Here is a 19,028-nt window from a genome sequence, read left to right as displayed (position 1 = left end):
ATACCGTACAATATCAGGCTTCTTTCCTGGCATGAACCATAAGGATGGCATAATCTATGGCATTGACCAGGCTCAGCTCACTGGAACGGCCGCTGCCTGCAAGGTCGATGCCGGTGCCATGGTCCACGCTGGCACGAATGATAGGCAGACCCAGGGTTACATTCACACCTTCGACAGCCTCCCAGTGCTTTTCCTCACGGTTATAAACAAAGCCTTTCACCTTTAATGGGATATGACCTTGATCGTGGTACATGGCCACAACGATGTCATACCATCCGCCCAGTGCCTTAGAGAACACGGTATCGGGAGGCGTAGGCTTCTTTTCAGGGATTATGATGCCCTCAGCCATGGCAGCCTCGATGGCAGGCTGGATTTCTTTGACTTCCTCCCAGCCAAACATGCCGTTCTCACCACAATGGGGATTCAGCCCTGCAACGCCAATTTTAGGTTCTTTAATTCCCAGTGCTTTGCAGCCTTCGTTGGCAATGCGGATGCAATCCAGGACACGATCCTTCTTGACACGGTCACAAGCTTCTCGTAAAGACACATGAGTGGAAACATGGACGACCCGCAGATCGCCGTGAGCCAGCATCATGGTGTACTTAGGGGTGTCCGTGTAATCAGCATAAATCTCGGTATGGCCTGAGTAGTGGTGGCCAGCCATGTTTATGGCTTCCTTGCTCAGAGCATTGGTAACCGTAGCATCGATCTGGCCAGCCAGAGCCAGCTGAATAACTTTTACAACGTACTGGAAAGCTGCCTCTCCGCCCAGAGCACAGGCTCCCACGCCAAAAGGCTCAGGTACATCCATACTGGAGGTATCCGGAATTTCGTCTGCAGGAATCAGCTTCAAATCCATTAAGTCGATGGTGCCATAGGTATACTTGCCTTCGGTGGGTGTGGATACCACATTCAGCTCCAGATGAATGCCGTGAACTATCCCGGCCACCTTCAGAGCGTAACGCATGGAAGTCTCGTCGCCTACTACTAAGGGTTTACAACGCTGGTAGATTTCCTCATCTGCCAGTGCACGAACAGTTATTTCAGGACCATTTCCAAAAGGGTCTCCCATAGAAATGCCTATCACAGGTTTAAATTTCATACTCATATTAACACATCCCTTTGTCGGCGTTTTCCTTCAAAACTTGTTTTAGTGCGGTGGCGCCTTCGTCGCATAGGTAGTTGAATGGACGGCGGCAGTCGCCTACAGGATAACCAAGCAAAGAAACAGCCTTTTTAACAACCGTGTTCGGATTGCCATATTTGAATACGGCACGGAAGGAGGCGATGGAGTCTTGGGCGGCTTTCGCCTCTTCAAGCTTACCAGCCTTGAACAGTTCATAAATAGATGCAAGAACTTGAGGGTATACGTTTGCACATCCTGCGATGCCGCCTGCACCTCCTGCCTCCAGGCAAGGCAGAATCAGTGAATCGTTTCCGGACAAAACACGGAAGTCTTTGTCTAGGCCCTTTGTAAGGTTGATGTAGGCAAGTAAGTTATCCCAGTCACCGCTTGAGTCTTTGGCGCCCATGATGATGTCTACATCTTTCGCCAGCTTTGCAACGGTTTCAGGAAGCAATTTGTTGCCTGTGCGTGCAGGGATGTTGTACAGCACGATTGGAATGTCTACATGCTTGGCAATCTCCACGTAATGGTCGTAAAGCTCTTTTTGAGAAGCTAGTGCAAAGCTGGGGGTGATAATGGATAGCACGTCGGCACCAAGCTCCTGTGCTTTCCTGCTGATACGAATGGTATCAGCCGTGGAAATGCAGCCGGTACCTGCGTACACCGGAACGCGATGCTTTACTTGATCGATTGTAGCTTCAAGAACCTCAATTTTTTCATTTTCACTTAGGATGTACCCTTCGCCGTTGGTTCCAAACGGGAACAGACCATGGACGCCGCCCTCCAACATGCGTTCAATCTGGTTTCCCAGCTCCTTCAGATTGATCGATTCATCAGGATTCATCGGGGTCAGAATCGGTGGGATAATGCCTTTTAATTCAACATTCTTCATAATAACTCTCTCCTTTTTTATTTGCATAATAATCATAGGATTTCTAAGTACAGATTTCTTGCATCCTCTGCAGTTACAAGACGCATATTATTTACCAGTAAGCGCTGCACTTGCATACCGGCCTCTACTAAACCATCCAGATCCTCGGGTTGAACGCCAAATTCCTTTAAGCTGGTTGGGATTTCTAAATGACGTACGATCCGTTCAAGCTGCTCAATCAACCATTCTGCCTTTTCATTCGTTGTCTGGCAGATCGTATCGGTATCATGGCAGCAGCGGTCATAGGCCTGTGCAAAACGTTCCTGACAGACAGGTGCATTAAAACGCATAACCGGAGCCAGTAAGATAGCATTGGAAACGCCGTGAGCAATGTGATACTTGCCACCCAAAGGATAGCTTAGGGCGTGTACTGCTGTGGTACCGGAAGCTGTGATTGCAATACCCGCATAGAATGCAGCAATCTGCATCTTGTTCTTCGCTTCCATTGCCTCGGGATCATCACAGGCAGGGATAATATTGTTCAAAATCAGATCAAGCGCTTCCATGGCAAAGGTGTCTGAAAATGGATTAGCCTTTTTGCTGGTGTAGCACTCAATGGCGTGAGCTAAGGCATCCACGCCGGTAGCGGCAGCGATCGGTCTAGGTAAATTTTTAATCATACGGGCATCTAAAATCACATAATTGGCAATCATATTTTCATTTACTATGCCAACTTTCAGCTCCTTTTCCGGAACTGCGACAATGGCATTTGGCGTTACCTCCGCACCGGTGCCTGCGGTGGTGGGAATCAGAATTGTTGGGACACACCTTTTTGCACGCCCAGGCTCATCCAGTAGTTCCTTTACACCGTATTCATCGGTTACAAGCACGCTGGCCAGCTTGGCTGCATCCAAAACACTGCCGCCGCCGCAGGCAATAATCATATCTGCGCCGCTTGCCTTGAAATGATCAACAATATTCTGCACGGCTATGTAGGACGGCTCTGGCGGAATCTCGTCCAGTACATAGTAATCTGCTCCCGCAGCCTTTACAGCTGCTTCCGGCAAATCAAACAGTCCGGAGTCATGTATTCCCTTGTCGGTAAACATGGCTACACGTTTAACTTGATGATTCTTTAGGATTGCGGTAATATTGTCTATTGAGTTTTCGCCGCCGTAAACGGCATGGGGCAATTTTACATTGTATACAGTCTGCATCTGACATCACTCCTTCTGGTAATCATTTAGTAAAAGACTTCCTTGTGGCTGTTACTCATTTTGTGCCCTCGCCGGAGGTAGGGTTGTACACGCCGACGAACTCACGCTTTGCGCCGATAACATCTTCTTCGGTGAAGCTAACGTATTTAATGCACTTACGGGTGTATGCTGCGTATGTCAGATGCAGTCTGCCATCGGCGCTCTGCATCAGGTAAGGGTACTCGTACTGTTTGTTGTTTGTTTTATTCTCCTCACCGATGTATCCCTCGCCGCGTTCCATCAAGCGGATTAATGGGAAAGTAAGACCGCCGTCTTCGGACAGTGCCACAGCAACAGGGCAACGCAGCCCCGGCCATGCAGCTTTGCCTGGAACAGGTGATGGAGTGGCGGTGGGATTATATGCCACAGCAACACGGCCGCTTTTGGTACGGATAGCACTAATAGAGGAATTATTGTTCGGCAGAGGTGTCGGTTTCGGCTCTGACCAGGTTTCGCCCCAGTCCAGAGATTCGCTACGGTAGACATTGTCAGCCTCACGGCTTCGCATAAAAGCTGCAAGGTGCCCATCATCAAGCTCCACAACGGTAGGATGAACACGGCCACGGCTGCCCGGCATCTCTACCATACGCCAGGATTTGCCCTGGTCATCAGAAATCTGGAATACGCTGGGGTCACCGGACAAACCTTCTTCAGAGTCGGTGCACAGCCAGTTGCCAAAAATCCAGCGGCCATTTTTCAGAATCTGAATCGGCTGGCGGCAGAAGCTGCCCTCTCTTTGGAAGACGGTTTCATAGCCGCCCCAGGTCAGGCCGCCATCAAAGCTCTTCTGGCATCTGATTTGAGAGGTGAACTGCATGTTGTCTTTGCCCGCAATGCGGTCCAGCTGCGCGGTGTACATACACCAAACAGCACCGTCAGGGCCATTGAATAAAGATGGATTCTGCTCGCTGCGCTTTGGGTCACCGGAAACGGAGACCGGCTCTGTCCATCGTTCGGCCCCCTTGGGAAGGCGGGCACATACAATATGTACGTCGGCTTCTCCTTCATAAGTTCCAGCAAACCAGCAGCACAGCATATCGCCGTTTGGCAGTTCCAGCATGGCAGGAGAATGACAGGTGGCAAAAGGGCCGGGAGGTACCATGGATTCCACAGTACCCATTTCTTCGTTGCGGTAGATACGACCGTCTAAAGTCAAACCGGCGAGAGTAGGATAGTTCATAATTTATACCTCCAGTTCATATTTTGATATTTTAGGAAATCTTTTCTGCTAATTTAATAAGCAGATCCTGATCTCCAAAACCACCGGATTTTGAAATAATGTGATATGTTTTATCTATGTAAATAAATTCTGTTAAAACAACCCCGGTTGCCATTTCGCAAATTGGCGTAAGCTCCGAAATGCCTACCGCTTGCATTATCGCCATCAGCGTATCGCCGCCGGTACACAAAAGAGTAGCGTTCAGACCGTCGTCAAGCATTCGCTTAATCAAAGCTGCCAGATTATTCGAAATTTGCACCCGAAGCTGTTCCGTTGTCAAGTTATGTTCCCTTGCGTAGATATCGGTATCCTCACACCCTTCCGGGTCATTCACATCAAGAATAAAGCATTTTTTAGCATATGCCTGTGCCAGCCATTGACGAACACATCCGACCGCTGCCTTACTATCCGCCCAGCGACCTTCCAGTTTTTGAACAGGGTTCAAATTTACATGCGGAAAGCCGTGTTCCTGTGCCGCCTTCATTTGGCTGATCGTTACTGGATTGACACTGCCACAAGCTATGAAAAGGGTATCTTCAAGCTTTGGTATCTTCGGGGCAGGCCCCTTCAAATTCAGCATATCTGCAAGCACTGCCGCAAACCCGGCACATCCTGCACAGAATCGCAGCCGATCCAGTCCCAGTTCCCTGCCAATGTGTTTTAAATCTTCATCTGTTTCAGCATCAAATACCTGGATGCCGGCATTTGAAATCTTATGCTCTTCCTTTCGCGGGTGTATCAACACCGGCACATTTGTTTGCTGTCCAAGGATATCCGCCACCGCCGAGTCCAAAATCGGTTCAAAAGGATCCTGGCCAAATACGCTCTGGTCCACAGGTACACCGTCGACATAGTGAATCCCCTCCCGGGTGACTCTGCCCAGTTTGGGAAAGGCAGGGAGAAACGGAATGGAGTCGATACCTGTTGCGTCCATCAGTGCCATCAATTCACTGCCAATATTTCCCCGCAGTGCGGAGTCTGTCTTTTTATAAATGTAAGCAATTCCGGCTTGAAATGCTCTATGCACTATGCTGTACACAATGTCATAGGCCTCCTGCGGCTGCACATGCCGGGTTTCTGCAACCATAACTAAAACTTCTACTGTTTTTTCAATTGATCGGAATTCATAGTTTAAATCTGTGACCACGACTGGCGCTGCACCCCTGGCTGCAAACTGCACCCCTGTGTCAAGTGCGCCCGTGAAGTCATCTGCAATGATTAAAAGCTTTACCATACATTCACCTCCTGTTGTTTCATTTTGAAACAGTTTAGAAGGGTTAATTCCTTTTTTGTACATTACGGAAATTTTCAATCCCCTTTTCTTTGAATTTATATTCATTTTATATAAATATCACTGCTTTCGTCAAGTTATTTTAATCTATAAATCGTTTATATTTGAAACATACGAAAAATTTGTTGCTTAATTTTTGTGCACTTGGTATAATACGTTTAAATATGAAACAAATTATTGAGGTGCCTATGAAGAATGATATTCGTGTTTTGGGCATTGCGCCCTATGAGGGAATGAAAATTCAGATGCTCAATCTGGCGAAAGAATATCCCCAGATTGATTTGACAGTCTATGTGGGGGATATGGAGCAGGGTCTTATCATCGCCCGGAATAACTTTCATGGAGATTACGATGTGGTAATATCCCGTGGTGCAACGGCGCAGATGCTGCGGCAGCAGCTAACCATTCCGGTTATCGAGATTGAAATTTCTATGTACGATATTCTCTGTGCCATCAAACTGGCGGGCGGGCTGAAAAAAAAGACTACCATGATTTCCTTCGCCGATATTCGAAACCATGTGCTGCCCTTATGCGAATTGCTGGAATGTGACATTGAAATCCATACAGTAGATTCTATTGAGGCGGTGGAGCCCACCCTGCGCAGTCTTCAGGATAAACAGTGCGAGACCATACTCTGCGACGTGATTGTTAACACCGCTGCCCAGCGGCTCGGTATCAATTCCTTCCTGATCACCTCCGGGTTAGACAGTATCCGAAATGCCTTTAACCAGGCATTGCTGCTGTGTGAAAGCCAACAATACCTGCGGGATGAAAATTTGTTTTTTCGAGAGCTTATTCGTGGGCAGATCGGGCATACGATTGTCTTTGACAGTCAGGGAAATTTGTTTCTGTCTACACTGGAAGATTTAAAGCCTGAATTATTGGAATTGCTGCGTCAGGAACTATCCCAATCCGGAGAGGAAGGGGATCAGCGAATCAGCCGTTCACTGAAAGGCATGCGCTACTCCATTCGTGTTCGGCAAATTGCCAGCGGCTCTTTGCGATACACCGCCTTTTTCTTCGATGAAAGAAAATTGCCGGTATCCTCAAACCAGATGGGTATCAGTTTCTCCGGTCGAGCCGAGGCAGAGGCAGCTTACTACAACAGCATTTTCAGCTTTGCGGGAAATCTCCAGGGTTCTCAGCAGGAAATTGATCAAATAAGCCAAAGCACTGCCCCTGTCATCTTCACAGGCGAGGATGGAACAGGTAAGGAATCCATCGTCAGCATGCTTTACATCAGGGGCCCGCTGCGCAACAACCCCTTAGTGTCCATCAACTGCAGCCTGCTGAACGACCGTAGCTGGGCATTTCTTATGGAGCATCACAACTCTCCGTTGGCAGACGAAGGCAGCACCCTATACTTTGCAAATGTGGATGTATTATCTTTGGAACGACAGTACCAGCTTATCGCTGTGCTAAAGGAAATGGATGTGTGCCAGCGAAACAGGGTAATGATTTCCTGTGTTTGCCAGAGCGGCGAATATATATCTAAAGTAGGTGCTCTTTTCCGAGAAAAACTTTCCTGTCTTTCCTTGTATCTGCCGCCGTTGCGTCAGCTCTCCCATCAGATTCCCACTCTGATGAATCTATGCCTGAGCCATATGAACGTCAACATGCCCCGGCAGATTTTAGGTGCTGATCCGGAAGCGCTGTCTCTACTGCAAAGTTACAATTGGCCCCATAATTACACCCAGTTCCGCAGAGTAATTGGGGAACTTGCGATTACGGGTACCAGCCAAATCATCACCGCCGAAAATGTCCGTCAGGTACTGCGCAAGGAGCGGCATGTTGGTGCTTTCTCCTCTTTAAAAGAAAATGCCGCCACACCTCTGGATTTAAACCGTACGCTTTCAGAGATCAGCCAGGACATCGCTATCCGGGTGGTCAACGAAACCGAGGGCAACCATACTGCTGCAGCCAAACGCTTGGGTATCAGCCGTACAACCCTATGGCGTCTGTTGCAAAAATAATACGCAATAAATCACACAAGTATCTGTCAACTAAACATATGAGTACCTGAGAGTGACAAAAAAAGCTAGTAAAACATTGTTTACCAGCTTCAAACTACAGACAAAGGAGCTAGGGTACAAGCCCTAGCTCAATTTTTATTATATTTTTATATATTCCCAATACGGAAACAAAAAATCTTATTTTATAGTTCTTTTCAAAAGCGACTTCTAGCCTCTCAACACCTTCTCCATCGGCTTACCTTTTGCCAGTTCATCCACCAATTTGTCTAACCAGCGTACCTTCTGCATAAGCGGATCTTCAATTTCCTCGATGAGAACCCCGCAGATTACTCCGGTGATTTTGGCAGCGTTCGGATTTATTTGAGGGGCTTCGGCAAAGAACGTCTCAAAATCAACATTTTTTTCGATTTGAGACTGTAATCCGTGTTCATCGTAGCCTGTCAGCCATTGGATGACGGTATCGACTTCCGCCTTCGTGCGTCCTTTACGCTCAGCTTTTTGAATATACAGAGGGTAGACGCCAGAAAATTCCATTTTGTATACACGTTCGTTATTCATTTTCACCCCTCCATTTCCTTCGGTGCTTCTTCAGCAACGACATTCCAGTTTACGCCGAACTTGTCCGTTACCGCGGCGTGGAACACGCTGGTCTCGGTCGGAGGGAGTACCACCCTATGATACTTTGTCATTTCAATTTTCATGCAATCAATCTCCTTTACAATCTTTCATATGTCTGTTTCAGGAGCAGAGCATCCTTTTCCAGTAACGGACCTTCAGCAATTATACACCCCTTAACGTTAAAATCCCTAATGGCTCTCAGACATTCTCTATAGTTAAAATCACTTTCCATTAATGGAGCATGACTTATTTCTCCCTTTGAGGTATACCTTATACCTCCCATGTGAATATGCAAATCCTCTATTGCGCTCCTGCCCAGATTCTTGCAGACATATCCAAGAATATCCGCAAAATCATTATACCTTCTGAGTCCTCCATTCGTTCTTGCATGGATATGTGAAAAATCAATACAAAGCTTGCAGGTAGGAATCTCTTTACACAAAGCAACCAGTTCCTCCAAAGTACCAAACTGTGTTCCTTTTCCAGTTGTCTCAAGCCTATAATTGACTCCGCAGTCTGGCAGCTTCCTTAAATTGTCCTTAATGGTATTATAAGTTTCTTTCTTTGAATCTTTCATATAGTATCCTGGATGCAATACCAAACTCCTTCCGTTGACCTTTCTCAGCCCGCCGGCAGCATCAATTATTCTTTTTACTGATTGATTCTGTATTTCAACATCATCAGCATTTAAATTCAAATAATGAGACGCATGAGCAGATAGATAAAAATCTTCCTTATTCTTCGCCTCCAGTATCGCCACCTTATTGCGATCCGTTACATTGACATTACGGACAAAAAGAAGTTCCATAGCATCCAATCCCACAGACTTCAAATAATGAATGGCACTTGCATAATTATATTTCTTTGTGCCGTTATGTATCGGCAAACCAGATATACCAAATAACAATTTTTTCATACTTTTTACCAACCATCTAAATTCCTGCAAAATTAATGGAACCCGGAATTCCCCTTTCATTGCTAAAGTGAATAACTCAATTTGCGAGTTTAGCCTCTTACCAGACGGTTCATTAATTTTTATTTGACAACATGGACACTACAAAAGAAAACATAATTATTTAGTTATTCTGTCCGCTTAATATCTTCTATATCCGTCTTTGTATCTAAATACCTTAGAAGCTATCATACCGGACCAATAGTTTCCAAGGGGAGAAATCATTTTTCGGAATGGAGTTTTATATGGTTGAAGTTATTTCAATTAAAAATCGTTTCCGCATATTGGAAAAGCCCACTATTACATGGGCCTTTTTAGTCTGTATTTTTTTGTTTTTCAGAGCAGTCTGAAAGGAGATAAATCAGAGGCATGCCTCTAATTTATCTCCTTTAACTCACCGGTAATCATGTATATCGTTCTTTCACATATATTGGTAGAATGGTCGGCGATCCTCTCAAGATACCGTCCTAAGAATAGAAGTTTAGTACCTTGTTTTGTAAGTTCCCTTTTTTCTGTGATGATGTTAAGGAAATCATTTATAACGGTTTCATAGAGCCTGTCAACATCTTCGTCTCTCTCAGCTGCCTTTTGTGCAAGGGCAATATCCTCATTTACAAAGGCATCAAGGCTCATTTTTAACATTTTCTGAGCAATATCTGCCATCCTTGGAATATCTTTTAGGGAATTCAAAATGGGGTCTTCGCCAATTTCAAGTATTACCTCTGCAATGTTTACTGCATTATCTCCCATTCTCTCAAGATCTGTTATGATTTTCAGAACCGATGCAATTGTCCTTAAATCCTTGGCGAGAGGCTGTTGAAGGGCAAGAAGCATCATACAATCCTTTTCAATTTCTAGTTCTAATTGATCTATTTCGTCATCTTTCTTTAAAACATTCCTTGCAAGATCAAGATCTTGTGTCTTCATAGCAGTCACTGACGTGTCAATAATATTCTCAACCAGAGCGCCCATTTTTAATACCTTTTGTTTCACGTCAAGTATCTTCTGTGTAAAACGTTCTCTAACCAATATGCTCATCTCCTTTTACTTAAACTTATAAAATACAAAATTTTAACCAAATCTTCCGGTAAGGTAATCATTCGTTCGATTATCCTTGGGGAATGAAAAAACCTCTTGGGTATAACCTTGTTCTATTAGATCTCCCATTAGCATGAATGCAACCCGGTCAGCGATACGCCCAGCCTGCTGAACGGTATGTGGTGCAATGATAATGGTGTATTGCTCCTTAAGCTGCATTAAGGATTCCTCAATTTTAGCCGTTGAAATTGGGTCAAGAGCCGAACAAGGTCTGTCCAGCAAAATAACTTCCGGCTCAAGAGCCAAAACCCTGGCAATACACAAGCGCTGCTGCTGACCACCGGATAACCTGGCAGCAGGAGTATCCAGTCTATCTTTGACATCATCCCAAAGTGCAGACATACGCAGAGCCTTCTCTACTTCCTCTGCTACAGCCGACTTGGATTTCATTCCGCCCATACGGGGCCCCAATGCGACATTGTCAAAGATGGACATAGGCAGAGATGTTGGTACGTCAAAGACCATCCCTACCCTGCGGCGCAGTTCTGTCACATTAACGTCCGGGTCAAAGATGTTTTTCCCATCTAAAAGTATTTCACCCTCATGACGGGCTCCCACAGTCAAATCACTCAGACGGTTTAATGTGCGAAGCAGTGTTGTGATACCACTGTTGGCGGGACCAAAAACAGCCGTAATCCGGTTTTTAGGTAACTCCAGGTTAAGTTCTTTAATAACCTGCTTTTGTTGATAATAGAAGTTTAATCCTTTTATATCTATTTTTGATGTCTGTGTCATTTTTCACCTCTTAACGGCCTTTCGCTATGAACCGATTGACCAGCATATTGAAACCAACATTAAGCAGAAGAATAAGAATAATCAGGAGCGCTGCTGTTCCATAAGCGTTATCCATGGATATTCCCTCCCTCGCCAGTATATAAAAATGTACTGCCATAGTTCGAGTTGGGGAAAAGATTGATGTAGGCATGCGCAACGCTGAGCCGGCTGTTAAAATAACAGCAGCTGTCTCGGCTACACATCTTCCTATACTCAAAATTACTCCATTCACGATACCAGGGAGTGCTGATGGGAGTACCGTCCTGGTTATTGTCTGCCACTTCGTGAGTCCCAAAGAGAAACCTACCTCCCGGTATAGCTGTGGCACAGTACGAATCGCCTCTTCTGATGTACGTATGATTGTTGGCAGAATCATGATAGCCATGGTTAATCCGCCGGATAAAATTGACCAACCCATTTTTAAGTATATAACAAAGAAGATAAAACCGAAAAGTCCATAAACAATGGAGGGGATCCCTGCCAGGGACTCGGCACTGAAGCGGATAATGCGGGTGACCCTGCTTTCACGTGTGTACTCCGTAAGGTATATAGCTGTTCCAATTCCAAATGGTGTTGCAACAATAACGGCTACTGCGGTCACAATCAGAGTACCAACAATGGAGGAAGAAATACCCCCAGAACGGCCCATATCCCGCGGAATATCCGTTAAAAACTGCCAGCTGATCATAGGTATACCCTTGATTAGTATATGGGCAATTATAGAAAAAAGAATTGCAATAACAAGAAGAGCAGCTGTCCATATCAAACATTTTGCTATCTTCTCGGAAGTTTTCGCGTTAATTCTCATAGTGACCTCACCTCTTTCGTGTGATGTATTGGGCAGTAGCATTTAAAATCATGATAATAACGAACAATACAATACCTGTGGCAAAAAGCGCCTGCTGATGTTCGCCGGATGCATATCCCATCTCAATACCGATATTCGTAGTCAGTGTCCTGACAGGGTCAAGAACGGATTCAGGAAGTGCGACAGCATTACCCAGAACCATAATTACTGCCATAGTTTCACCAATTGCCCTGCCTAAACCTAGTATTACTGCGGCAACGATACCTGATTTGGCCGCAGGTAACAGCAAGGAATGTATCGTTTGCCATTGTGTCAGCCCTAATGCAAGTGCCCCATCTTTATAATGGCGAGGCAGCGCAAGAAGAGATACTTCGGTGATACTGATGATCGTTGGCAGGATCATAATACCCAAAATGATGGAACCGGCCAATATGCTTAAGCCCGGCCCACCCAGGTAATTACGTATCATTGGTACAACGAACAATACTCCCCAGAACCCATACACCACGGAAGGTATGGCAGCCAACAACTGGATGGCTGGTCTGAATATGTTTCTAAGTTTTGCAGGAGCATACTCAGCCAAAAAAATACTGCAGCAAATGGCAATGGGAACTCCCACGATTGCCGCTCCTATAGTGACCGATACAGATCCCACTATCATTGGGAAAATACCATAGGCGCCTTGACTTGGGGCCCATTTCATCCCAAAAACAAAGTTTATTATACCAACCTTGGCAATAATAGGTATACCTTTTATAAATATAAACACAGTGATGAGAGCCAGCACCGATAAAGTCGAAAGAGCAATTAGAAGAAACACACGCTCAGATAATTTTTCTTTAAAACTTTTCATTTCTCTGCCCCCTCTTCTGATGGAATAAGTCCTTCATTAATCAGTAATCTTTGCCCCTCTGAAGAAAGGGTAAAATCTATGAATTTCTTATCTAATCCGATCGGCTCACCGTCAGTCACAAACAAAAATTGCCTGGACAGTCTGTAGCTGCCATTCATTATATTTTCTCGTGTTGCTTCGATACTATCTAAATGTAATGCTTTCACTTCATCTGTAACTAAACCCAAAGAAATAAATCCTATCGCATTGGGATCATCTGCAACCAACTGCCGCACCGCCCCATTAGAGTCCTGGACGATAGCTTTCGGGGTTATCTCTTCTTCCCCCATAATCAGCTCCGTAAAGGCACTTCTTGTACCTGATCCTTCTTCACGCGCTATGATATTGATCTTTGACTTTGTGCCTCCCAATTGACTCCAGTCGGTAATTGTGGCAGCGTAAATATCGCGTATCTGATCTGAAGTAAGATTTTGAATCGGATTCCTAGGGTTCACGATTAATACCAAACCATCCTTGGCAATTTCTACATTCCACAGATTTTTTTCATCATCTTTCAATGCACGGGAAGACATTCCAATATTAGCACTGTGTGTCTGAGTTGCTGTAATACCGGCCGAAGACCCTCCGCCCTGGATATCAATCACAGCTTCCGGATTTAAAGCCATATACTCTTCAGCCAGAATCTCAGCATAGGGTTGTACCGAAGTTGAGCCTGCAATAATCGTGGCTGATTCAGGTGCTTGGCTGCAGGCAGTCAGCATACCCATAGATAAGGTCAATATCACTGCGCTGATAGTACCTCTTATTCGTCTTAATAATTTGCATGTTACAATCTTTTTCCTCATATCTCTCACAAAAATCAAACATCAAAATCATCAGCTATGATAAAACTCTAATGTTTGATTTCCTCCATTTCTCAGAATATATTAAAGAACTACAAGTTCACGTTTTGTAAATTTTTAACCGAAACGACCTGTAATATAGTCCTCGGTACGTTTATCCTTAGGATTAGCAAAAATTTCTGCTGTTGGTGCGTATTCGACCAGTGTCCCTGCTCTATCATGATCCATCATCATAAACGCAGTCATATGAGACACCCTTGCCGCTTGTTCCATACTATGAGTTACAATAATAATTGTATATTTTTGAGCCAGTTCCTCCATTAACCCTTCCACTTGCATTGTAGATTCCGGATCAAGAGCACTACATGATTCATCCATTAATAGGACTTCAGGCTCCACAGCCAATGCACGGGCAATACATAGACGTTGCTGCTGGCCCGGAGAAAGATCAAAAGCAGATTCTTTCAGCTTGTCCTTAACTTCATCCCATAAAGCCACCTGGCTCAAGTTCCGCTCCACAATCTCATCAAGACGAGCTCTTTGTTTTATACCATGATGCCTTGGGCCAAAAGCCATATTATCATACACAGACATAGGGAATGGATTCGGCTTTTGAAATACCATACCAACTCTTTTTTTCAGTGCAACAACATCCATACTCTTATCATAGATAGAAACATCATCAAGCAAAATTTTTCCCTCTACCCTAACTCCTGGGATCGGGTCATTCATACGATTAAAAAGACGCAGAAGTGAAGATTTACCGCATCCCGACGGCCCAATAATGGCTGTAATAGCACATTCCGCAATATCCATGGTAACATTCCTCAGAGCTTGGAAGTTTCCATAATAAAGGTTTACCGCATCGGTTTTTATCTTGGCTCTTTGACCAGACTCTAACATTAGATCATCCATTTGTCACCCTCGCTAATCGTCTCCTTATTATAACTTTAATAAGAAGCTCTTATTATTTTTAATATTTATAATTTCTATTTTTTGTCTCGCAGCAAATATTAATTATACAGTAATTAATGATATGAAATGCATTATCTGTGTTAATTATAGGTAAAATTTGTGTAAAATTTTCATCTCCGGAACGAACAGCAGGCGAGGTAATATAAAGAACTCTCTGTGGGTTTCATATGATCCGATATTCTTAAATTAGAATTCCGAAGGATTTTGTGGGACAATTCTTTAAATATAAAACCATACTTTCCTTTATGACTGACAAAATGATTTTATTGTCTATAATTCGAAATACATTTTTAGATTCATACTGTTCAAATTCCCAAATTCTCGGTTATTTATACTGTATTTCAAGTTAGTTTACAAAGAATTGTACGCAGACCGTGAAATGCTGCTTACAAAAAAAGGCGGTATGCACCTGATAAAGTGCATACCGCTGTTTTGTTGTAAGGTAATCCAAGGATAATACTCCCTCATCATCGGGTCAATGTACTCCGGTTCGAAATTAGAGTGAGCCGTCGATGATAATCAATTAAAACACTTTTTTTATACAAGGGCTCCTCCGCCATCTACGATTATGAACTGGCCCTGAACATAACTGGAACAATCGCTGGAAAGATAGAGTACCGTACCATTTAATTCCCCTTTTCTTCCTGGACGTCCCGCCGGGTTCAATGTATTATATTGGTTTAGAAAATTTTCTGACTTAAATAAAGTTTCACTCGTCATTTCACTTTCAAAAAGAGCCGGTCCAATGGCATTCACTGTGATACCATATTTAGCATAGGAAGCTGCCATACCTCTTGTTAAACCAACCACTGCAGCTTTGGAGGAATTATAGGAATGTCTGATAAATACATCAAACTTATCTGCAACAACTGCATTTACGGATGCAATATTAATAATTTTACCATAGCCTCTTTCCTTCATCTGCGGAAGTACATATTTGCTTGCTAAAAAGATTCCCTTCACATTCGTATCAAAGGATTTATCCCAATCCTCCACTGACATGCTGTCTACACCGCCACGAACAGCAACTCCTGCATTATTTAACAAAATATCAATGTAACCGAAGGTATCAAGCACTGTTTGCATTGCCGTTTTTACACTTTCCTCATTTGTAACATCACATCCAACTGCAACTACCTTTCTGCCTATTTTCTCAATTTCTGCTTTTACTTCGTTTAACTTTTCAATACGTCTTGCCAGTAATGCAACATCTGCTCCTGCTTTTGCATAGGCTAGTGCGGCATCTGCACCAAGCCCTGAACTAGCTCCTGTTATTACAGCTACTTTTCCAGTTAAATCAAAAAAATTGTCCATATTTATATACATCCTTTCACTTTTATCAATTGAGATCACAAATAATATTCCCAAAAATCGAATTAAATACGGCCTGTTTCCATAAATGCCGTACGGTCATAGCGTCCGGTTAATAAATATGGAATTACATCATTGGCTTCTAATTTTTCTACTAAATTAAGTTTATGTACTAACAAACTGTTCTTTGAATAAGCACCGCCTATTATGGTGTTAACAGGAAGTTCTGCCCATGGGTCATCAATACTTGATTTTAAATTGAGCGAAACAATTCCCGGCTCCCATGATTGATAATTATATTCGCATTGATTCATAAGCAATGCTCCGTTCAGGAAATGAGAAACACCGTTTTCATCTGGCATCCGGTCGAAATGAAAATAGAACCCGCCTCCAAATGTCTGCTTACCTGCTGCCGGGAATTGATAGAGCGCCGCGGTCAGAGGATTATTATATTCACCGATTTTCATGGTTGCTTCTACTAGCTGTGTTCCTCTTCTCGTTACTCCCGCTGTTACCGTGTCACCATTTCTTCTAATGACAAATTCTCCGCCCAGTTTCTTTGGAATACTTCCATTATCACGGCCGCATTGTACTGCCATTTCAGCTCCGGATCCGCCCAGTACCAGGCCCATCGTATATAAGCCAAGTTTATCACCGTAAGTTGCATAAACCCCCAAAATAGCTTCGTAGTAGTCATCTGCAAAGGTAGGATTATTCACATGGCAGATGGATAAGGTAACTACCGGCATAGAAAATGGTTTCAACGGCGGCGGAAGTATCCGGGCAATTGCTGCCGGGTCAGTAAGATAGCTGATGTAGAGTCCCTCCTGATTATCCATTAGAGAAGTCTTGCCGAAGTTTGGTAATTCATCTTTGGAAACCCGAAAGCTTGGAGCTTTTTGTTTTTCCATAAATAATTCACTTCCTGCTTCATAACCAGTACGTACTGCAGGTGCGATAGTTCCATCTTTTACGGCACTTCCTATTACCTTCACCTCTGCACCCTTTGCTTCTAATTCAGAAACCAAAGATTGATCCGGTCTAAATCCAATAGAAAGTACGACTGCGTCGGCAGATACATTTACTTCTGCATGATCTTCCAACCTCTCCAGTACAATCTCGTTATCTTTTATCTCTTTTAAGGAATGTCCCAGCAAATAATCTGCACCTGATTTGGCAAGCCGTCCACAGACATCAGCCACATTGGTATGGTTTGCATTTGGAGCAGGCTTATCAAGCATATCAATAATGGTGACCTGATTTCCCTCTTCACAAAGATATTCTGCCGTCTCAAGTCCTGTAAGCCCAGCACCGATCACAGCTACTTTTTTCCCTTTTAATGCTGAATTTCCTGACAGCACCGATTCCACCGTAAATACGTTGTCACCCTTTATTCCGGGGATTTTTCCTGGAATAATAGATGCAGAGCCTGTGGCAAGAATGACTGCATCCGGCTTATATTCCATAATCATATCTGCAGTTGCTTCCGTATTTAATTTCACTTCTACTCCAAGACGTTTCAATTCACCGTTATAGTAATCGGCAATCCACTGCATGCGGTCCTTTAACGGCGGTTTCTTGGCCAGATTAACGGTCCCTCCAAGTTCACTCTGACGGTCAAGCAATGTGACTTTGACTCCACGAAGAGCAAGGGTTTGTGCTGCACACATTCCAGCCGGTCCGCCGCCAACAACAATTGCAGTATGTCCTTTGGTATCGTGAACAAGATTCCCATATTTCCGCTCTCTTGCATATCTGGGGTTTAGTGCGCATTCCGGCGGTAAACCGGCAGCGTTATATTCATTCAGGCTTTCAAAGCAGCGCAGACAGGAGATGCATTTGCGTAACTCACTTTCTCTTCCTTCCTGTACTTTTTTCCCCCACTCTTCATCGGCATTCCAGGTACGTCCCATGGAAATAAAATCTACTACCCCTTCTTCCAGGAATTTTTCCGCTACTGCAGGTTCTCTAAATACAGAAACACCAATTACAGGAATTTTTACATGACTTTTTACTGCCAAAAGCATATCATGTCTCCAACCCTGAGGGAAAGAAATAGGTTCTATGCAGGTCATGCCTGTTTCATATAATCCACAGCTGATATCAATAAAATCAATGCCTGCCTGCTCTAGGGCCATGGCAATCTTTATACCATCCTGAATATGGATATACTCTTCTGTTACACCTGTCTTATCTAAAAATTCTTCTACACTTAACCGGACGCCGATCGGGAAATCCGGACCACATTCTTTCCGTATTCCATCGATAATTTCAATAATCATTCTTAGACGATTTTCAAAACTTCCGCCATATTCGTCATCCCTTTTATTTGTATAAGGAGACAAAAACTGATGCAACAGATATCCATGTGCAGCGTGTAATTCCACTCCGTCGCAACCTGCTTTTTGAACTCTGGCAGCACCTTCAACAAACTGCAAAACCAATTGTTTTATTTCATCTATGGTAAGTGCACGTGTCTCCTGTTTCACTAATTTACAAGGAATCGGGGACGGTGCAACTACCGGCTGTCCGCCAATAAGTGCAGACACCGTTTCACGTCCAGGATGATGCAGCTGTATCAATATCTTACTTCCATGCTTATGTACTGCTTCCGCAAGTTCAGCCAGTGGTCCGATATGCCTGTCTTTTGTGACTGACAGCTGTCTCATAAGCCCTGCTCCATGCGCATCATTGACACGGGTGATCTCTGGTATGATGATTCCTGCACCGCCAACCGCTCTTGCTTCGTAAAAAGCAATCATGTCTTCAGACGGCGTTCCATCAAGGTTGGCAAGTCCGCATCCCATTGGAGACATGACCAAACGATTCTTAATCGTTACCTTTCCAATTCTCCCCGTTTCAAATAATTTGTTATACATTTTTCCCCTCCTACTATATTCCTATATAAGATTATCTGCATGAAACGATAACCTTCATAATGCCATAAGAATACGTTAAAATCAGCAATTTAACAATGTGTACCATGAATGATAAAAATTTGACAATTTGTTTATCGTGCACTATAGTAAAAATAGATTTTAAAATAGATCATTTCTAAATT

Annotated in this window: 17 protein-coding genes; 1 reads left to right on the top strand and 16 read right to left on the bottom strand. The window is 43.9% G+C overall.

The features are described 5' to 3' along the window. Nucleotides 1-13 precede the first annotated feature (13 nt). From pdxA to ACHZES_RS23185, 5 genes are read right to left on the bottom strand one after another with little or no spacing between them, the layout of a single operon-like run. Complete coding sequence (gene pdxA, locus ACHZES_RS23205; protein ID WP_395547697.1) at nucleotides 14-1,102, bottom strand: 4-hydroxythreonine-4-phosphate dehydrogenase PdxA; 1,089 nt, start codon at nucleotides 1,100-1,102, stop codon at nucleotides 14-16. Nucleotides 1,103-1,109: 7 nt separating this feature from the next. After that, nucleotides 1,110-2,018 (bottom strand): 4-hydroxy-tetrahydrodipicolinate synthase, encoded by a 909-nt coding sequence (dapA, locus tag ACHZES_RS23200; RefSeq protein ID WP_038279817.1) that lies wholly within the window; start codon nucleotides 2,016-2,018, stop codon nucleotides 1,110-1,112. A 32-nt stretch (nucleotides 2,019-2,050) separates the two neighbouring features. Continuing rightward, nucleotides 2,051-3,214: an iron-containing alcohol dehydrogenase gene (locus ACHZES_RS23195; protein WP_154521175.1), complete on the bottom strand. Its 1,164-nt coding sequence runs from the start codon at nucleotides 3,212-3,214 to the stop codon at nucleotides 2,051-2,053. A 55-nt stretch (nucleotides 3,215-3,269) separates the two neighbouring features. Beyond that, entirely contained in the window at nucleotides 3,270-4,433 is a 1,164-nt protein-coding gene (locus ACHZES_RS23190) for an exo-alpha-sialidase (RefSeq protein WP_395547663.1), read from the bottom strand. A 31-nt stretch (nucleotides 4,434-4,464) separates the two neighbouring features. Then, a complete protein-coding gene (locus ACHZES_RS23185; protein WP_395547664.1) occupies nucleotides 4,465-5,706 on the bottom strand; it encodes a four-carbon acid sugar kinase family protein in 1,242 nt (413 codons plus the stop codon). A 245-nt stretch (nucleotides 5,707-5,951) separates the two neighbouring features. Here ACHZES_RS23185 and ACHZES_RS23180 point away from each other — a divergent pair, with 245 nt between their 5' ends. Continuing rightward, complete coding sequence (locus tag ACHZES_RS23180; RefSeq protein ID WP_395547698.1) at nucleotides 5,952-7,736, top strand: PrpR N-terminal domain-containing protein; 1,785 nt, start codon at nucleotides 5,952-5,954, stop codon at nucleotides 7,734-7,736. A gap of 207 nt (nucleotides 7,737-7,943) precedes the next feature. Here ACHZES_RS23180 and ACHZES_RS23175 read toward each other — a convergent pair whose 3' ends face one another. The 11 genes from ACHZES_RS23175 to ACHZES_RS23125 all read right to left on the bottom strand — a co-directional run bounded on the left by ACHZES_RS23175 (nucleotide 7,944) and on the right by ACHZES_RS23125 (nucleotide 18,846). After that, nucleotides 7,944-8,294: a DUF2200 domain-containing protein gene (locus ACHZES_RS23175; RefSeq protein ID WP_154521181.1), complete on the bottom strand. Its 351-nt coding sequence runs from the start codon at nucleotides 8,292-8,294 to the stop codon at nucleotides 7,944-7,946. Between the two features lie 2 nt (nucleotides 8,295-8,296). After that, nucleotides 8,297-8,437 carry a hypothetical protein gene (locus ACHZES_RS23170; RefSeq protein WP_395547665.1) on the bottom strand — a complete coding sequence of 47 codons (141 nt, stop codon included), beginning with the start codon at nucleotides 8,435-8,437 and terminating at the stop codon, nucleotides 8,297-8,299. A 14-nt stretch (nucleotides 8,438-8,451) separates the two neighbouring features. Next, nucleotides 8,452-9,270, bottom strand: coding sequence for a TIM barrel protein (locus tag ACHZES_RS23165; protein WP_395547666.1), 819 nt, complete (start codon nucleotides 9,268-9,270; stop codon nucleotides 8,452-8,454). Nucleotides 9,271-9,681: 411 nt separating this feature from the next. After that, nucleotides 9,682-10,344, bottom strand: a complete 663-nt coding sequence (gene phoU / locus ACHZES_RS23160; protein ID WP_404820285.1) for a phosphate signaling complex protein PhoU — start codon at nucleotides 10,342-10,344, stop codon at nucleotides 9,682-9,684. Between the two features lie 33 nt (nucleotides 10,345-10,377). Beyond that, nucleotides 10,378-11,139 (bottom strand): phosphate ABC transporter ATP-binding protein, encoded by a 762-nt coding sequence (locus ACHZES_RS23155; protein WP_038279845.1) that lies wholly within the window; start codon nucleotides 11,137-11,139, stop codon nucleotides 10,378-10,380. Nucleotides 11,140-11,149: 10 nt separating this feature from the next. Next, nucleotides 11,150-11,986, bottom strand: a complete 837-nt coding sequence (gene pstA / locus ACHZES_RS23150) for a phosphate ABC transporter permease PstA (RefSeq protein WP_038279847.1) — start codon at nucleotides 11,984-11,986, stop codon at nucleotides 11,150-11,152. A gap of 7 nt (nucleotides 11,987-11,993) precedes the next feature. Then, the gene (gene pstC, locus ACHZES_RS23145) at nucleotides 11,994-12,839 is read right to left on the bottom strand and encodes a phosphate ABC transporter permease subunit PstC (RefSeq protein ID WP_038279849.1); all 846 of its coding nucleotides are present in this window, start codon (nucleotides 12,837-12,839) and stop codon (nucleotides 11,994-11,996) included. Further along, on the bottom strand, nucleotides 12,836-13,693 hold the full coding sequence (locus ACHZES_RS23140) for a phosphate ABC transporter substrate-binding protein (RefSeq protein WP_404820403.1): 858 nt from the start codon (nucleotides 13,691-13,693) through the stop codon (nucleotides 12,836-12,838). Before ACHZES_RS23140 ends, pstC begins: the two co-directional genes overlap by 4 nt. A 105-nt stretch (nucleotides 13,694-13,798) precedes the next feature. Continuing rightward, a complete protein-coding gene (pstB, locus tag ACHZES_RS23135) occupies nucleotides 13,799-14,596 on the bottom strand; it encodes a phosphate ABC transporter ATP-binding protein PstB (protein ID WP_084719565.1) in 798 nt (265 codons plus the stop codon). 597 nt (nucleotides 14,597-15,193) lie between these two features. Next, nucleotides 15,194-15,970, bottom strand: a complete 777-nt coding sequence (locus ACHZES_RS23130) for an SDR family NAD(P)-dependent oxidoreductase (RefSeq protein WP_154521188.1) — start codon at nucleotides 15,968-15,970, stop codon at nucleotides 15,194-15,196. A gap of 62 nt (nucleotides 15,971-16,032) precedes the next feature. Next, a complete protein-coding gene (locus ACHZES_RS23125) occupies nucleotides 16,033-18,846 on the bottom strand; it encodes an acetoacetate decarboxylase family protein (RefSeq protein ID WP_395547669.1) in 2,814 nt (937 codons plus the stop codon). Nucleotides 18,847-19,028: the final 182 nt, after the last annotated feature.

The organism is Lacrimispora sanguinis (genome assembly GCF_044987295.1).
Classification (GTDB): Bacteria; Bacillota; Clostridia; order Lachnospirales; family Lachnospiraceae; genus Lacrimispora; species Lacrimispora celerecrescens_B.
Note: the sequence above shows the minus strand (reverse complement) of the source record. Positions and strands in the feature narration are given on the sequence as shown.

Bases quoted from the DNA above. Each gene is read 5' to 3' on its own strand.
- pdxA (WP_395547697.1), bottom strand. From the start codon at position 1,102: ATGAAATTTAAACCTGTGATAGGCATTTCTATGGGAGACCCTTTTGGA.
- dapA (WP_038279817.1), bottom strand. From the start codon at position 2,018: ATGAAGAATGTTGAATTAAAAGGCATTATCCCACCGATTCTGACCCCG.
- ACHZES_RS23195 (WP_154521175.1), bottom strand. From the start codon at position 3,214: ATGCAGACTGTATACAATGTAAAATTGCCCCATGCCGTTTACGGCGGC.
- ACHZES_RS23190 (WP_395547663.1), bottom strand. From the start codon at position 4,433: ATGAACTATCCTACTCTCGCCGGTTTGACTTTAGACGGTCGTATCTAC.
- ACHZES_RS23185 (WP_395547664.1), bottom strand. From the start codon at position 5,706: ATGGTAAAGCTTTTAATCATTGCAGATGACTTCACGGGCGCACTTGAC.
- ACHZES_RS23180 (WP_395547698.1), top strand. From the start codon at position 5,952: ATGAAGAATGATATTCGTGTTTTGGGCATTGCGCCCTATGAGGGAATG.
- ACHZES_RS23175 (WP_154521181.1), bottom strand. From the start codon at position 8,294: ATGAATAACGAACGTGTATACAAAATGGAATTTTCTGGCGTCTACCCT.
- ACHZES_RS23170 (WP_395547665.1), bottom strand. From the start codon at position 8,437: ATGAAAATTGAAATGACAAAGTATCATAGGGTGGTACTCCCTCCGACC.
- ACHZES_RS23165 (WP_395547666.1), bottom strand. From the start codon at position 9,270: ATGAAAAAATTGTTATTTGGTATATCTGGTTTGCCGATACATAACGGC.
- phoU (WP_404820285.1), bottom strand. From the start codon at position 10,344: ATGAGCATATTGGTTAGAGAACGTTTTACACAGAAGATACTTGACGTG.
- ACHZES_RS23155 (WP_038279845.1), bottom strand. From the start codon at position 11,139: ATGACACAGACATCAAAAATAGATATAAAAGGATTAAACTTCTATTAT.
- pstA (WP_038279847.1), bottom strand. From the start codon at position 11,986: ATGAGAATTAACGCGAAAACTTCCGAGAAGATAGCAAAATGTTTGATA.
- pstC (WP_038279849.1), bottom strand. From the start codon at position 12,839: ATGAAAAGTTTTAAAGAAAAATTATCTGAGCGTGTGTTTCTTCTAATT.
- pstB (WP_084719565.1), bottom strand. From the start codon at position 14,596: ATGGATGATCTAATGTTAGAGTCTGGTCAAAGAGCCAAGATAAAAACC.
- ACHZES_RS23130 (WP_154521188.1), bottom strand. From the start codon at position 15,970: ATGGACAATTTTTTTGATTTAACTGGAAAAGTAGCTGTAATAACAGGA.
- ACHZES_RS23125 (WP_395547669.1), bottom strand. From the start codon at position 18,846: ATGTATAACAAATTATTTGAAACGGGGAGAATTGGAAAGGTAACGATT.